This is a genomic window from Falsirhodobacter algicola (assembly GCF_018279165.1).
In the GTDB taxonomy this organism is placed as follows: Bacteria; Pseudomonadota; Alphaproteobacteria; order Rhodobacterales; family Rhodobacteraceae; genus Falsirhodobacter; species Falsirhodobacter algicola.
The window spans coordinates 1,650,189-1,665,289 of record NZ_CP047289.1 but is presented as its reverse complement, the minus strand read 5'-3'; the positions used below and the strand labels follow the sequence as shown (position 1 = coordinate 1,665,289).

Annotated in this window: 13 protein-coding genes and 2 pseudogenes; 5 read left to right on the top strand and 10 right to left on the bottom strand. The window is 61.4% G+C overall.

Annotation, left to right across the window (positions count from 1 at the left end; genetic code table 11):
• Window positions 1-94: 94 nt before the first annotated feature.
• From GR316_RS08335 to GR316_RS13930, 7 genes are all read right to left on the bottom strand, one after another.
• Window positions 95-382: a HigA family addiction module antitoxin gene (locus GR316_RS08335; protein ID WP_211783490.1), complete on the bottom strand. Its 288-nt coding sequence runs from the start codon at window positions 380-382 to the stop codon at window positions 95-97.
• An 11-nt stretch (window positions 383-393) separates the two neighbouring features.
• Window positions 394-675 carry a type II toxin-antitoxin system RelE/ParE family toxin gene (locus tag GR316_RS08330; RefSeq protein WP_211783489.1) on the bottom strand — a complete coding sequence of 94 codons (282 nt, stop codon included), beginning with the start codon at window positions 673-675 and terminating at the stop codon, window positions 394-396.
• A 31-nt stretch (window positions 676-706) separates the two neighbouring features.
• The gene (locus tag GR316_RS08325) at window positions 707-1,117 is read right to left on the bottom strand and encodes a DUF6634 family protein (protein ID WP_211783488.1); all 411 of its coding nucleotides are present in this window, start codon (window positions 1,115-1,117) and stop codon (window positions 707-709) included.
• A 1-nt stretch (window position 1,118) separates the two neighbouring features.
• Window positions 1,119-1,595, bottom strand: coding sequence for a hypothetical protein (locus GR316_RS08320; protein WP_211783487.1), 477 nt, complete (start codon window positions 1,593-1,595; stop codon window positions 1,119-1,121).
• Window positions 1,596-1,698: 103 nt separating this feature from the next.
• Window positions 1,699-1,923 (bottom strand): hypothetical protein, encoded by a 225-nt coding sequence (locus GR316_RS08315; RefSeq protein ID WP_211783486.1) that lies wholly within the window; start codon window positions 1,921-1,923, stop codon window positions 1,699-1,701.
• 365 nt (window positions 1,924-2,288) lie between these two features.
• Window positions 2,289-2,588 (bottom strand): plasmid mobilization protein, encoded by a 300-nt coding sequence (locus GR316_RS08310; RefSeq protein WP_211783485.1) that lies wholly within the window; start codon window positions 2,586-2,588, stop codon window positions 2,289-2,291.
• 131 nt (window positions 2,589-2,719) lie between these two features.
• A complete protein-coding gene (locus GR316_RS13930; protein WP_211783484.1) occupies window positions 2,720-3,538 on the bottom strand; it encodes a helix-turn-helix domain-containing protein in 819 nt (272 codons plus the stop codon).
• Window positions 3,539-3,897: 359 nt separating this feature from the next.
• Between GR316_RS13930 and GR316_RS08300 the strand changes: the two are divergent.
• Window positions 3,898-4,638: pseudogene (locus GR316_RS08300) on the top strand (IS5 family transposase); the annotation flags it as partial.
• Window positions 4,639-4,729: 91 nt separating this feature from the next.
• On the opposite strand, the gene GR316_RS08295 reads toward GR316_RS08300, so the two are convergent.
• Complete coding sequence (locus tag GR316_RS08295; protein ID WP_211783483.1) at window positions 4,730-5,941, bottom strand: MFS transporter; 1,212 nt, start codon at window positions 5,939-5,941, stop codon at window positions 4,730-4,732.
• 237 nt (window positions 5,942-6,178) lie between these two features.
• Here GR316_RS08295 and GR316_RS08290 point away from each other — a divergent pair, with 237 nt between their 5' ends.
• Window positions 6,179-7,111, top strand: a complete 933-nt coding sequence (locus GR316_RS08290) for a LysR family transcriptional regulator (RefSeq protein WP_211783482.1) — start codon at window positions 6,179-6,181, stop codon at window positions 7,109-7,111.
• Between the two features lie 92 nt (window positions 7,112-7,203).
• On the opposite strand, the pseudogene GR316_RS08285 reads toward GR316_RS08290, so the two are convergent.
• Window positions 7,204-8,398, bottom strand: a pseudogene (locus GR316_RS08285) (IS3 family transposase).
• A gap of 363 nt (window positions 8,399-8,761) precedes the next feature.
• Window positions 8,762-9,286: a TetR/AcrR family transcriptional regulator gene (locus GR316_RS08280; RefSeq protein ID WP_211783481.1), complete on the bottom strand. Its 525-nt coding sequence runs from the start codon at window positions 9,284-9,286 to the stop codon at window positions 8,762-8,764.
• 273 nt (window positions 9,287-9,559) lie between these two features.
• Between GR316_RS08280 and GR316_RS08275 the strand changes: the two genes are divergently transcribed.
• The 3 genes from GR316_RS08275 to GR316_RS08265 are packed head-to-tail and all read left to right on the top strand — an operon-like array spanning window position 9,560 to window position 15,075.
• Window positions 9,560-10,609 (top strand): efflux RND transporter periplasmic adaptor subunit, encoded by a 1,050-nt coding sequence (locus GR316_RS08275; RefSeq protein ID WP_249218742.1) that lies wholly within the window; start codon window positions 9,560-9,562, stop codon window positions 10,607-10,609.
• Between the two features lie 3 nt (window positions 10,610-10,612).
• Complete coding sequence (locus GR316_RS08270; RefSeq protein WP_211783479.1) at window positions 10,613-13,717, top strand: efflux RND transporter permease subunit; 3,105 nt, start codon at window positions 10,613-10,615, stop codon at window positions 13,715-13,717.
• A complete protein-coding gene (locus tag GR316_RS08265) occupies window positions 13,714-15,075 on the top strand; it encodes an efflux transporter outer membrane subunit (protein ID WP_249218741.1) in 1,362 nt (453 codons plus the stop codon). Before GR316_RS08270 ends, GR316_RS08265 begins: the two co-directional genes overlap by 4 nt.
• The last annotated feature ends 26 nt before the right edge of the window (window positions 15,076-15,101 follow it).

The window sequence follows — 15,101 nt, the reverse complement described above, 5'->3', positions numbered from 1 at the left end:
CCTGCCTTGTGGGGGCGATGTCCTCCAAGGCGGCGGGCACCAGGCCCGGCCCGCTCGCATCTCGACGGGCCGTAGGGACGGGTCTGGGGCCCGCTTAGGCCACCAGAGGTTCGATGTTGGACACATCAATCTGCTGGATGGCGGCATGCATGTCGAAATTGGTCTGCATATTCATCCAGTAGTCCGGGGTCGTGTTGAACACCCGGGCGAGGCGCAACGCCGTATCCGGGGTCATGCTCGTCGCGCCCTTCACCAGCCGTTCGATCCGCGTCCGGGGGACGCCGAGACGGCGGGCCAGCGCGATCGCACCGATCTCGAGCGGGTCGAGATACAGCTCCTTCAGGACTTCGCCGGGGTGCATCGGGTCTTGAAGCAGGCTCATGACGTCTCCTTTCAATGATAATCGACGATCTCGACCTCGGCTGGTCCTTTCGGTGTCCAGACGAAGCAGATGCGCCATTGGCCGTTGATCCGTACCGAATGCTGCCCGGCGCGGTCACCCTTAAGCTCTTCGAGGTTATTGCCGGGAGGGAAGCGCAGGTCTTCCACCGCAACAGCCGCGTGCAGCGCCGTGAGCATTGCCCTCGTGCGCTTCACGAGATCGGCGGGAAACCCTTTACCGTACTTGCCTTGCAAGGCGTTCGTGGCAAGTTTGCCCTTGGCGCTCTGGATCATGAAAGATATGTATCACGGCGCGATGCATGTGTCAAGGTGTGATACATTTGCGCTGCGCCCCTTCGCGCCAGATATTTCGATTTGTCTCCAGACGGGCCGCCGTCGCAGCCAGCGCTCGACCGACAGCGCCTTCGGGTCCCGGGATGTCTCCGACCGCTTCGCACACAGCACCAAGCCGATACCAGCGGCTGAAAGATCGAAGCCAACCTTTCGAAGTGCCGAAATCGTAATGGAAACCGATCACTGGTGAGGTCATGACCCATGGATCAGAAATCGTTGGGTGGCCGCTCAGGTCTCCTTCAGCGCGGATGGCGTCACCCTCGCGCTTGATAAAGAACCAGTTCTGAAGGAGCGGAGCATCTTCCAAGTCGAAAATCTGCGGCCCCGCTTCCGCGGCTTCGATGACGAGGAGCAGGGCCTCTGGGGGAACCTGACCAATCATATCAATCCGATTCTCCCTTGCCGTAGAGCCTTTCGATTTCAGCAAAGAAAGCTTCTTCGTCGAGTTCGAACTCCATGCGTTCCATGGGGCACAGATCATAGGCCAGCACTTTCATGATCACCATGTTGATCGAGAGAGCGTGCTCGTAGCAGCGTGCCGACGGAAGCTCCACATGAAGGTCGTAAGTTCCGTCATCTCGTGCTGCGATGCGGATTGATCCCTCTTGGGCCTCGCTATCGAGCACCACCGATCCGTCCCTTTTCAGAGCTTTGCAGCGTGTGACGGTCCGGCAATGTTCAAGGACCGGCGGCAATGAGTCCAGAAGCAACTCCAGCGCATCGGATTTTCCGGGCGGATTGAGGTGGTGCGCACGGGTGTTCTCGATGAGGAGAAAAGTGCTGCCAAAAATCTCTCGGATCGCGTTTTGTGTCGTCCGTGCCTCTTGAGCACGTCTCGCTGACTTGGTTGACCTGACCATGAAGTGGCCTCCTTGCTGGTTTTAGGTGACTAAGGCCCATCTTGAGGCGAGTTGCTTGGGCTGGGGGTGCGCCGCCTTGGTGAGGTGAGGTCCTGATCGACCTTCACCTCCTGAACCGGAACCCGCGCGGCTGTTTTGCCCCCGGCTCCGGTTTTGCCTCCGGGGCCTGCAAGGACTGCTCCAAGCCGTTCAAGGACTCGTGCAACTCCTTCTGCAAGCGCGCGAGCGATCTCTCTTGCTCGATCAATTTCGTCATGCAGTCTTCCACGCCTTTGCCGAGCTCTTCGACGCAGGACAGCAACTCGCGCTCCAAGTTCGTCAGGGTCATCCTCTACTCCTCTTGATGAAGACAGATGCGTCCAGCCCCTGTCCCCAGCGGACAGCGTGTCAGCACGAGGCCAGGCGGCAGGGCGATCAGTTCTCCAAGGCCGCCCATGCCCCGGATCGTCCTGCTGCCTTGCAGCGCCTCGGGTGGTTGCGCCAAGCGCGGGGGCCGCGTGGGCTGATTGCTGGCGATCATCAACGTCACCGCCAGGAATGACCCGCTGAGCGTCAGCCCGGCCATCGCTCCGCCTACCAGCGCCACCCGCGCCAGCGTGTGCCGGGTCAGCAGCCTGTTGAGCCGCAGGCTGCGCGCTTGGAGCGCTTCGATCCTCTCCTCGATCGCGTGCAGGGTCTCGGGCGTCTCGCGGTTCAGGCTGCGCAGCCGCTTGCGGGTCTGGCAGCGATGGCCAACGTATCCAGTCGGTCGTAGACCCCCAGCTTGCGCGCCGCGTTAAGAGCACGGGCGATCTGGTTGAGGTTGGCCCCGATGCGCGACAGGGCGACCAGCAAATCCGGATCGGCCTCCGGGACCACTTTCCGATGGCCTGAGCGCACCAATGGCAACCGCTCGCGGAGTAGCTCGGCCAGCGGACGCCGGGCGCGGCGGGCTTCCACCTCAAGGCGCGCCTTCTCCGAAGCAGAGCAGCGGAACGCGATGGTTTCGGTCAACGGCTCGGCGTATTTGGGCGTCCTGCTCTTGGCGGGGTTCGAAGGGGCGGCAGGCCCCTCGCATGGTCCCGTGTGCAACACGGGTGACCTTGCTGTCTGTCGATCAAAGCGGACACGTTGCTGTGGATCTGTCATATCACAGCTCCTGCGCAGGCAACAAAGCGGCGAGGCGCAAACTCTTCATAGCCCGGGCTGGCGAAGGTCAGATGAGATCGGCCTTCCCTGCGGATCAAGTCACGCAGGGATTGGAGCTGCTCCCGCCATCGAGCGCTCCCTTCCGGCGCGGGCGTCCGACCTGGGAGCCAGAAACCTCGGTGACGCCCGTGATCTGATATCGGGAGACATCGCTCCAATGAGGCCAAGCCCTCTCGTGACAGGCGGTCATCCCAATCGCGCGCAAAGCATATGTCGCGAGGAACGAACGTCAGGCCACCCGTTGCGGCGTCTGCCTTGCCGGATTGCCCCCTCTCAGGCAAATCCGGCGTGGCAGCACGCTGCGGTTCTTTTCTAAATTCTTGTTCTCTGTTCGGGGGACATTTCTGTCCCGCTGTGACGGACAGGTCTGTCCCCCTATCAGGACAGGAATGTCCCCCTTTGCCCTGCTTTAGAGGGACAACTTTGTCCCCCTCACGACGTCGCTCGGCAGCTCGACACATGACCGCTTCTGTGGGGCGATAGCGAGAAGACGAACCCTTGTTGGTTCCTCTCTGAACGATCAGGTACCCGGCAGCTTCAAGAGCGTTGATGGCACGCTTCACGCTCTTGGCGCATTTGCCAATTGCGCTGCCGATCGTGGCGAATGTCGGGAAAGACTCGCCTGTGTCATGATCGGCATGTGAAACGGCCAGATAGAGCGCCACCCTCAGCGCGCCATCGCTGATATCGTGGTCCAAGACAAGCTCCTGGAGGTATTGCAGCTTGATCGTACAGAAGCGCGGCAACTCAGACATGGCGACCTCCCGAGATTGCTCTGAGAGGGAAGCTCTGGTAGGGTGCTCTGAAGAAGACGTTCCAATTGCCGTTGAGATGGGTGGCCGCCCCCTCAACGGTTTTTCTTTGCCCTGTCTTGATCCCCGAACGGTTTACAGACGCCCCGTAACCCATTGATACTAGGGCGTGAACAAACAGGGTACGTTTACACAAAAAACCTTTACTTTCAAGGACACCAGACGGATTGCAAATCCGTGTAGACCGGTTCGATTCCGGTACCCGCCTCCAATAAAATCAAAGACTTAGGCTCAGGATCCATTAATCCGCTTGCGGTGCCACGGGCGGCGTGATTCACGCTATCCAGCTATAGGAGGGTGTGGTGAGTAACCTTTCCTGGCTGAGCGACGAGCAGATGGCACGTCTCGAGCTATTCTTTCCAAAGAGCCATGGCCGCCCACGGGTCGATGATCGTCGTGTTCTGAGCAGGATAATTTTCATCAACTGTAATGGTTTTGCTGGCGGGACGCACCGAAGGAATACGGTCCACCCAAGACGCTCTACAATTGCTGGAAGCGGTGGAGCGAGATGGGGGTATTCGCCCGAATATTCGAGAGGCTGGCGGCCGAAGTGGTGGAGCCGACGACGATCATGATCGATGCGACCTGCGCGAAAGCGCACCGCACGGCCTCAAGCCTGCGGAGTAAAAAGGGGGATGCGGGCGCCTGATCGGTCGCACTAAGGGGGGATGAGCACCAAGCTCCACGCGATGACTGACACGAAGGGACGCCCGATCAGGGTTTTCATGTCTGCCGGTCAGGTGAGTGATTGCACTGGCGCGGCGGCCCTTCTGGGCGGTCTGCCAACTGCACAGTGGCTACTTGCTGACCGAGGCTACGACGCCGATTGGTTCCGCAAAGCCTTGCAGGACAAGGGGATCAGGGCCTGTATTCGAGGTCGCAAGGCGCGCAAGATCCCAGTCAAATACGACAAGCGGAGTAACTGCATCGAGATCATGTTCGGTAGGCTCAAGGACTGGTGACGCGTAGCGACCCGCTATGATAGATGCCCTAAGGTCTTCCTCTCAGCCGTCGCTCTTGCCGCTACTATGCTGTTCTGGTTATGCGTCCTGAGCCTAAACGACGATGGCGGAGCGTCTGAAGCCGGAGGCAAGAACCAGCAAGCCCCCGGATCAACGGCAACGATACGTGTCTTCAGGACCGTTTGTGGCTGGTCGGTGTCCGCGCGTACAGACTGCGTTGATGCCAGAGATGGTGCATCAATCCAAGACTGGCCAAAGCAAGTCCGAACATGGCCATGCCGTGCCATCCGGCAAAACTCATCACCTTGACACCGACTGCAGACCCAAGTGCTGCGGCAATGTAGTAGCCCAGCATGTAAACGGCGTTCATTCGGCTTTGTGCGTCTGGGTCGATCGAAAAAACCCTCACCTGGTTCGGGATCTGGGCGCCAAAGACGCCAAGGTCCAGCAAGACGATTCCGATCACAAGGCCCGCCACGCTGTCCCCCCAGATCGCGAGCACCACAAAGGAGGTCACCACAAGGCCAAGAGCCACGGCAATGATCCGCGCAGGGCCATGCGTATCGACAAGCCGACCGGCCAGTTTCGCACCGAGGATGCCCGCCATGCCGACAAGACCAAACAGACCCGCTTGCTGAACGCTGAAGTCGAATGGCTCTCCGGTGACGTGGATGGCAAGCGTCGCCCACAGCGCATTGAAGGCCGCAAACCAAAGCGCGCCGGTCAATGCGCTTTCGCGCAGCAAGCGGTGTTTGCGCAAAAGTTCGAACATCGACCCAATCAGCGCGGGATAGCTGAGCGACACCTTTGGCTTGTTGTCCGGTAGGTTCATGCGTAGCAGAACGCCGAACAAGGCAGCCAGTCCTGCGGCGACCAAGAACACGGCACGCCAGCCGAAGTATTCGGCGATGGTCCCGCTGACCGTGCGGGACAACAGGATCCCCACGGTCAGGCCAGTCATCAGCGTGCCCATTATGGCGCCCTTGCGTGCAGGTGCCGCCAGTGACGCCCCGATCGGCAAAAGCTGTTGCGTGATGTTCGCGCCCAACCCCACGCCAAAGAACGCAACGGTCAAAACGGCAAACCCTGGAGCCGCGAAAACGGCAAGCAGGGATAGCGTCAGAAAAATCGACAGATAGCTGATAAGACTTCGGCGGTTCATCACGTCACCCAATGGCGAAATCAACAAGATGGCGGCCGCATAGCCCAGCTGCGTGGCCGAGGGGACCAGCCCGACCGCCCCGTCATTCAGCCCGAGGCTGTGCTGGATTGAAGGAAGAAGTGGCTGATTATAGTAAAGATTTGCCGCTGTCGCTGCGATGGCTGTCGCCATCAGCAGTAAAAGCGGCCGCGATAGCGGTGTCGGCGTGGATGTGTCGGACAATTGGACTACCTTCTGCTTTGGGCTTGAGCCGCTTTCGGGGCAGCTTTGAGATCATCCCCTGCGGCGTCGAGAGGTTGCCAAGCAAGATCGATTGCCTGCGACATGCTCTGACTTCGAGATATATGAACCGCCGTTTGGCGTGACCTTATCTTATTGGATCCAATGTAGTCGGAGTGGATACATAAGAGAAATGCTTATAATTGATTTTAGCTATACGCTCGTGGTATAAGTGAGCAAATGGAGATCAGAACCCTTAGAACCTTTGTCGCCGTGGCCAACCTCAAAGGTTTCTCTGCCGCCGCGCGCGCGCTGAACACGGTGCAACCTGCGATCAGCAGACAGGTATCCGATCTTGAGGAAGAACTGGGCGTGCGCCTGTTCTGGCGTTCCACCCGCGACGTCAGGATTACCATCGCCGGAGAAATCCTACTGCGCGAGGCGACGGAGATACTTGCCCACGAAGAACGCGCTCGGCACCTTGTGCAACGCGCTGGCGAAGGCCGGTTGGGTCAGCTTCGGATCGGCTTTCTCAGTTCAGCCGCGCAAAAATTTTTGCCCAGCCTTGTTCGAAAATTTGCGCAAGCCTATCCGCAGGTGCAGGTCTCTCTTTCCGAAATGACGGCTGCAGAACAGATTGATGCCCTTCAGGCCGGGCAATTGGACGTTGCCTTGTCCCGCCCTCTTCCCTCATCGGCGCCGGACTATCTTGAAAGTCTGAATATCTACTCTGATCATGTGGTGGCCTTCTTTCCGAAAGGAAGCATATTTGAATCGAAGCCGCGCGTGTCGCTCCGTGACATGTCGACATGTTCATTCGTTTTGTTCAAACGCGAGGGTGCCCCGGATCTGTTTGATCAGGTGGTTAGCGCCTGCCTCGACGCCGGGTTCTCACCGAAAATCGTCGCACAAGCCAATTCGATGCAAGCGGTGCTGACGTCGGTTGGCTCGGGCCTTGGCGTCACGCTTGCACCAGCCTGTATCCGACATCTGGATACAAACGGGTGTGTCTCGTGTATTCCAATTGAAGAAAAAGCTTCCATCCCACTTCAGCTGCACTTTCATGGAAGTCGTAGTGAAGCAGCAACGCAAGCTTTTGTGGCGCTGGTCACGGAAGAACGAAAAGCAATTCGCGCGACCATGGAAACCGAAACCCGCCTTGCTTCGACTTGAACAAAAATTATGTGGTGTATCGGGAGGTCTTAAAACCTTTGCGCTCAGCCGTTTGCGAATAGTTTGACGCTGACTGACCTACCATTGAACTTTCATCCAGCCGCGACCGGAGCCCGGTTGGTATTTACGCCAGTTGGCGCGGGTCGAGCAATCGCCCGACGCGCGGAGCTTTCATCTGGCGCAGCGGGGCGGGCGATTGCGGTGGTAAGGGCCAGCGCGTAGTCAGCCGGGGTCTGGTAATTCAAGGCCGAATGCGGGCGCTCGGTGTTGTCGTCGGCGGCCCAATCAGCGATCATAACACGCGCGTGAGCCAGGTTGCGGAACATGGTCTCATTGAGCAGCTCATCGCGCATCCGACCGTTGAAACTCTCGACGAAGCCGTTTTGCATCGGCTTTCCCGGCGCGATGTAGTGCCACGCGATCCGATGCTCGGAACACCACCGTAGGACGGCGTTCGAGGTCAGTTCGGTGCCGTTGTCTGAGACAATCATTCCAGGATTTCCTCGACGCTCGATCAGGGCCGATAGCTCTCGTGCGACGCGTCGTCCGGATATCGAAGTGTCCGGGATTGCCGCGATGCATTCTCGGGTGACGTCGTCGACCACGTTGAGAACCCGGAAGCGTTGGCCATTGGCAAACTGGTCATGAACGAAATCCAGCGACCAACGTGCGTTGGGCCGCGCCTCGACCAGGATCGGGGCCCGCGTGCCGATCGCTTTGCGTCGGGCCTTCCGCTTGCGCACCGTCAGCCCCTCCTCGCGATAGATCTGATTGATGCCTGAAGGCTCCCCCTTGCGGCGCAAGAGAACGAAGAGCCGGCGATAACCGAAGCGTCGGCGTTCGTTGGCCAGCTCTCGCAACCGATCGCACAGCACCGTGTCCGGCGCACGCTGCGCCTCGTATCGGACCGTCTTGCGATCCGCTTTGACAATCCGGCACGCTCGCCGTTCCGAGAGCCCGAGCAGGGCCTTCAGATGCGCGACCGCCTCGCGCTTCACGGCAGGCGCTACCACTTTTTTGAAACCAACTCCTTCATCGCAGCCAGATCCAGCATCTGCTCGGCCAGAAGCCTCTTCAGCTTCGCGTTCTCATCCTCGAGCGTCTTCAGCCCGCTTGGCCTCCGACACCGTCATGCCGCCGAACTTGGCCTTCTAGTTATAGAAGGTGCCTTCCGACATGCCGTGCTTGCGGCACAGGTCAGCGCACTTCGCGCCGTCGACGTATACGTCGACCGTGCTCGCCAAGGATGCCGATGATCTGCTCATCCGTGAATCTTGTGCGCTTCATTGTCCGTCCTCAAGTTGGGGCGGACTCTAATCGCCGGTGGAGGAAAAATCCCGTGGCAGGTCAGGCGACCTGAATCGTGCGGAGGCTCAACTCTTGATCCTGAACCAGCTGCGACAGCCACTGAAGCTAGATTTCGCGGAAGGGACGCGGCGCACTTATGCTGCGATTTCCTTGAAAATCTCAGGGGTATCATGTTCCCAAGCGGTTCGGGCTTTGTCCTGATACTCGGTAAAGACTAAGTCGTTGATTTTGTGTGTGGTAAAGGCGGATTGCAAATCCGTGAAGACCGGTTCGATTCCGGTACCCGCCTCCACAGAGTTTCCACCGACATGGCCGCTTTCGTATCTGGGGCGCTGCGCTCCGTCAGGGCGTTGGCGGTGCCGCCAAGAGGCGTGCCGCCTCCATGAGGCCGTCCCAGACGATGTCCAGAGCCTCGCGGAGCGACAGGTCGTCCTCATGCTCCCACAGATGGATCGTCCGCCCGATCGCGATGGCGGCGGTGCTGGCGAGCGCGGCTGCGGTGGGGCGGTTCTTCACCCGGTGGCTTAGGCATTCGGCAAGCGCGTCGCGCTCCGCGATCAGAAAGCCGTTGAGGATGACCTGCGCCTTCTCGTTCGATCGCAGGATGGTCCCGACCATGCTGAGGATCGGCTCATCCTCTTCCAGACGTTCGAAATGCCGGTCCAGAAACCGCTTCAGATCCTCGGCCAGCGGGCCGGTTCCCGCGCGCAGGGCGTCCTTGTCGTCCTGCCCGAAAGCGGGCGGCGTTCCGACGGCAGCGCTCTCCTTGTTCGTATAGTAGTTGAAGAACGTGCGTGTGCTGACGCCTGCGGATGCGGCGATCTCTTCGGTGGTGATGTTTTCCAGCCCGCGCTCGACCGCTAACAAAAGGGTTGCCAGCTGAATGTCGCGTGCGGTCTGCTGTCTTCGTTTTTCGCGTAGCAAGGCGGCTATGCCCTCAATCGTTGCACTGTGTGCAATATTTGCGTAATAGGTATCAAAATTGATGCTTCGTCAAGGATCGGGAATCGGATGAAAGTCAGCGTTTTGAGAATGTTGGTAACGGCGTGTGCGCTGACTGGGTCCGTGGAGGCTGTCAATGCACAATTCGGCCCCCCCGGCGGCATGGAGATGGGGCCAAAGGAGGTTGGCGTCGTCGAGATGCGCCTCGAGGACGTTCCCCGCATCGTGACCTCGCCCGGCCATGCCGTCGCGTTCCAAGAGGTCGAGGTGCGCCCGCGCGTGGGGGGCGTCATCGAAGAGGTGCTCTATACGCCGGATCAGCGCCTCGAGGTCGGCGATCCGCTGTTCCGCATCGACGATTCCTCCTATGTCGCGGCGGAAGCTGCGGCGCGGTCCGACGTTGCGACCGCAGAGGCCAATCTGACCCTGTCGCAGGCCGCGAGCGATCGGGCCGAACAGCTGTCGGGCAGCGGCTACACCCAGGCCGAGGTCGAATCCGCCCAAGCCACGCTGGCCGAGGCCAAGGCGACGCTGGAATCAACGCAGGCGGCCTTGGAATATGCCCAGACCGAACTGTCATGGACGACCATCCGCAGCCCGATCGCCGGGCGCGCCGATGTCTCGACGGTGTCGGTCGGCGATCTGGTGACGGCGGGGCAGAGCGATGAGTTGACCACCATCGTGCAGTCCGACCCGATCTATGTGGACATGGTCGAAGCCAGCGCGCGCATCCTGTCGGTGCGCAAGGGCATCACCGATGGCACGATCAAGCAGAACGACACGCTCGAGGCGACGCTGACCCTCGAGAACGGCGATGTCTTCCACGGCACCGGCCAGTTGGTCACGGCGGGCAACACGACCTCGACCACGACCGGGACCGTGACGATCCGGTTCAAGTTCGACAACCCGGACCATGTGATCATCCCCGGCATGTTCGTGCGGGGGCAGGTGAACATCGGGACGGTGCAGGCCTTCCTCGTGCCGCAGCGGGCCGCCACGCGCAGCAATTCGGGCAAGCTCACGGCCTATGTCGTCGGCGATGACGGCAAGGCCAAGCAGATCACGCTGGAGGATGACGGCAGCTACGACAATTCGTGGATCGTGCGCACGGGCCTGAACGAAGGCGACCGTCTGATCGTGGACGGGCTGTCCTCGCTGAAGGCGGGTCAGGACGTGACACCCGTGGCGGCGATCATCGACGAAGACGGCATCGCGCGCGACGCCGACACCGCCGCAGCGGAGGACTGATCCATGGCCTCCTTCTTCATCCACCGCCCAGTCTTCGCCTGGGTGCTTGCCATTGCGACCATGCTGCTGGGTGCCTTCAGCATGAACAGCCTGCCGATCTCGCAATATCCCAACATCTCCCCGACGACGGTGCGGATCAGCGCGAGCTATACCGGCGCGTCGGCCGAAACGGTGGAGAACTCGGTCACATCGGTGATCGAGGACGGGATGACCGGGCTCGATGGGCTGACCTATATGATCTCCTCCTCCAGCGAGGGGTCGGCCAGCGTCTCGCTGACCTTCGACGATTCCATCGATCCCGACATGGCGCAGGTGCAGGTGCAGAACAAACTGCAACTGGTGGAATCCCAACTGCCGGATACGGTGACGAACAACGGCGTGTCGGTCACGCGTTCCACGAGTTCGATCCTGTTGGTCGGGGCGCTGGTCAGCGAGGATGACAGCTATTCCTCGCTCGAACTGGGCGATCTGCTGAGCAGCACCATCGAAGATGCGGTGCAGCGCACCGACGGCGTCGGCTCGATCAACAGCTTCGGCACGGAATACGCCATGCGCATCTGGCTCAACCCCGAACGGTTGTACCAGTACCAGCTGACGGCCTCCGACGTCACCTCGGCGGTGTCGGAGCAGAACACCAACGTCACCGTGGGCAGCCTCGGGGATCAGCCGGTCACCAAGGGCCAGCAGTTCACCGTGTCCCTGTCGGCGCAATCGCAGCTTCAGACGGTCGAGGATTTCCAGAACATCCTCCTGAAGACCGAATCCGATGGCTCGGCGGTCTATCTGGCCGATGTGGCCACGGTCGAACTGGCCGAGGAAGATTACGGCAGCGTCAGCCGCTTCAACGGGCATCCGGCGGCGGGCTTCGCCGTCAACCTGTCCACCGGGGCCAATGCGGTCGATACCGCCGCGCGCGTGCGCGGGGTGATGAGCGATCTCTCCTCGGCGCTGCCCGAGGGCGTCAGCATCGAATACCCCTACGACACCTCGCCCTTCGTCGAACAATCCATCGATCAGGTCTATGAGACGTTGATCGAGGCCATCGTCCTCGTCTTCCTCGTAATCTTTCTGTTCCTGCAAAGCTGGCGCGCGACCATCATCCCCACGATCGCGGTTCCGGTGGTTCTGCTGGGCACGTTCGGGGTGCTGTCGGCCTTCGGCATGTCGATCAACACGCTGTCGATGTTCGCGCTGGTGCTGGCCATCGGCCTGCTGGTCGACGACGCGATCGTGGTGGTGGAAAACGTCGAACGCGTGATGGAGGAAGAGGGCCTCGATGCGAAGGCCGCCACCGAAAAGAGCATGGGCGAGATTTCCTCCGCGCTGGTCGGGATCGTCACGGTGCTGTCGGCGGTGTTCCTGCCGATGGCGTTCATGGACGGCTCCACCGGGGTGATCTACAAACAGTTCTCGGTCACGATCATCTCGGCGATGGTGCTGTCGCTCTTCGTGGCGCTGATCCTGACGCCGGCGATGTGCGCCCAGCTTCTGAAGCCCGGACATGGCAAGACGCCGGTGGCGCCGCTGCGCTGGTTCAACACCGGCCTCGACCGGCTGAACGGCGGTTACAGCACCACCGTCGGGCGGCTCGCGCGCCGGCCCTTCCGCATGGTGATCGTGCTCCTTCTGGTGGGGGCCGGGGCCTATTGGGTCTATGACCGTCTGCCCAGCTCGTTCCTGCCGACCGAGGATCAGGGCGTTCTGATGACCATGGTCGAACTGCCCACAGGCTCGACGGTGCAGCAGACCCAGTACACGATCGAGCAGATCGAGAACTATCTGCTTACCGAGGAAAGCGACGGGGTCGACAGCGTCTTTGCCAATGTCGGCTTCAGCTTCAGCGGTTCGGGTCAGAATTACGGCATCCTGTTCATCAAGCTGAAGGATTACGACGACCGCCCCGGCATCACGGCGGGGGACATCATGATGCGGGCGAACCAGAAATTCGGCCAATCGCGGCTGGGCAGCATCTTCGTGCTGCAACCGCCGGCGATCCCGGGGCTGGGCACCTCTTCGGGCTTCACCATGTATCTGGTCGATCAGGCCGGCGCCGGTCAGGACGCGCTGAGCACGGCGGCCGATCAGCTGGTGGAGCTAGGCAATCAGGACGGGCGGGTCACCAACCTGCGCGGCAATGACGATGCCACCGAACCGGCCCTCAAACTGCGGATCGATCAGCAGCGGGCCGAAGCCCTCGGGGTTTCGCTGTCGGATGTGAACAGCATGCTGACGACGGTCTTCTCGGGCTCTTATGTCAACGATTTCCCGCTCGGCAACGATCTGCGCGAGGTGATCGTTCAGGGCGGCGCCGACTGGCGGATGCAGCCTGCCGACATCGATCAATGGTATGTGCGCAACGACAGCTCCGAAATGGTGCCGCTCACGGCGTTCATGAGTCAGGAATGGGAGACGATCACCCCGAAGCTGGCCCGATACGGCGGCACGCGCGCGCTCGAAATCTCGGGCGAGGCGGCAAGCGGCACCAGTTCGGGCGATGCGATGAACCTGATGGAAGAGCTGACGGACCAGCTCGATGGCTCCTACTCCGCCGCGTGGACAGGGCTGAGCTATCAGGAACGTCTGTCGGGCGATCAGGAGGTCATCCTCTATACCATCTCGGCGCTGGTCGTCTTCCTCTGCCTTGCGGCGCTGTACGAAAGCTGGGCGGTGCCCTTCGCCGTCATGCTGTCGGTTCCGGTGGGCATCCTCGGATCGCTGCTTGCCACATGGGCGTTCGGGCAGTCGAACGATGTCTACTTCAAGGTGGGCCTTCTGACGACCATCGGCCTTGCGGCGCGGAACGCCATCCTGATCGTGGAATTCGCGGAAACGCTGCGCGCCAAGGGGCTGAGCCTGATCGAGGCCACGATCACGGCGGCCCGCCAGCGTCTGCGCCCGATCCTGATGACCTCGCTCGCGTTCGGGTTCGGGATCCTGCCGCTGGTGCTGGCCTCCGGGGCAGGGGCCAATGCGCAGAAATCCATCGGCACCGGCATGCTCGGCGGGATCATCTTCTCCGCCGTCATCGGGATCCTGATGGTTCCGGTCTTCTATGTCGCGGTGATCAAAACGACCGAACTCGTCGGCAAACGCAAGAAGGCTGCATGATGAAAGCACGTTTCCTATGTGTCGCCCTGCTTCTGGCAGGCTGTGCGGTCGGCCCGGACTATCAACGCCCCGAAGTCGCCCTGCAAACCCGCTTTGCCGATGGCAGCGCGGGCAGCATCGGCACGGTCGCCGCGCAGCGATGGTGGCTGGACTACAAGGACCCCGTCCTGACCGGTCTGGTGACGCGCGGCCTTGCCCAGAACCTTGACGTGATGGCCGCCATCGAGGCCATCCGGCAGGCCGAGGCGGAACTGCGCGAGACGGGCGTGAATGCGGCCGTCGACGGCTCGCTCTCGGCGGCGAGCACCACATCCGGGGGCGATGCGGTGGACGGTTCGAGCACCCTCAACAGCGGAGAGTTGGACGCCTCGATGGTCATCGACCTGTTCGGCGGCATCCGGCGGGAACGCGAAGCGGCCAGCGCATCGCTGACCGCCGCCCGCGCCGAGGCCGAAACCGTCCGGCTGGCATGGCTGGCGGAACTGATCTCCGCCTATGCGGATGCGCGCTATTATCAGGAGGTTCTGGCGCTGAACCGCGCAACGATCCGCACGCGCACCGAAACGGTGGAGATTACGCGCAACAAGTTCGAGGGGGGCGCGGCGACCGATTACGAACTGGCCGAGGCGCAGGCCCTCTTGTCGACGGCAAAGGCGACGCTGCCGGAATATGCCGCGCTGTTCGATGCGCAGGTCTATGCGATCGCAACGCTGCTCAACGAACCTGCCGGGCCGATCATGGCGCAGATGCAAAAGGGCGCGCCGCAGCTTTCGACCCCCGGCGGCGACAGCACGGGCGTGCCCGCCGATCTGTTGCGCAATCGCCCCGATGTGCGCAGCGCTGAGGCCGACCTTGCCGAGGCGGTGGCGACGGTCGGCGTGGCCGAGGCCGCGCTCTATCCCTCGCTGTCGCTGAGCGGCAGCGTCGGCCGCTCGGATGGCAGCGACAGTTGGAGCTTTGGCCCCGCGCTTTCGCTGCCGGTGCTGAATCAGGGGCAGCTTCGCGCCAGCCGCGATGCAGAGATTTCGGCGGCGAAACAGGCCGAAATCGCGTGGCGCAGTGCCGTGTCCTCCGCCGTGGAGGATGTGCAGGTCGCCCGGTCCAACCTTTCGCGCTATCGCCAGCGGGCGGCTTTGCTGCGCACGGCGGCCGACGATTACGACCGCGCGCTGACATTGGCGCAGGGGAACTATCGCAACGGGGCCATCACCCTTCTGGACCTGCTCGACACCGATCGAAGCGCCGCGTCGGCGCGGATTTCGGCGGCCTCTGCGGTGAACGACGCGGCGCAGGCATGGGCCACATTGAAGATCGCCACCGGATCGGGCGCGGCCGTGACCGGCCAGGTCGGTGGATGAGCCGTATTCGACACATTCAGGCGGTG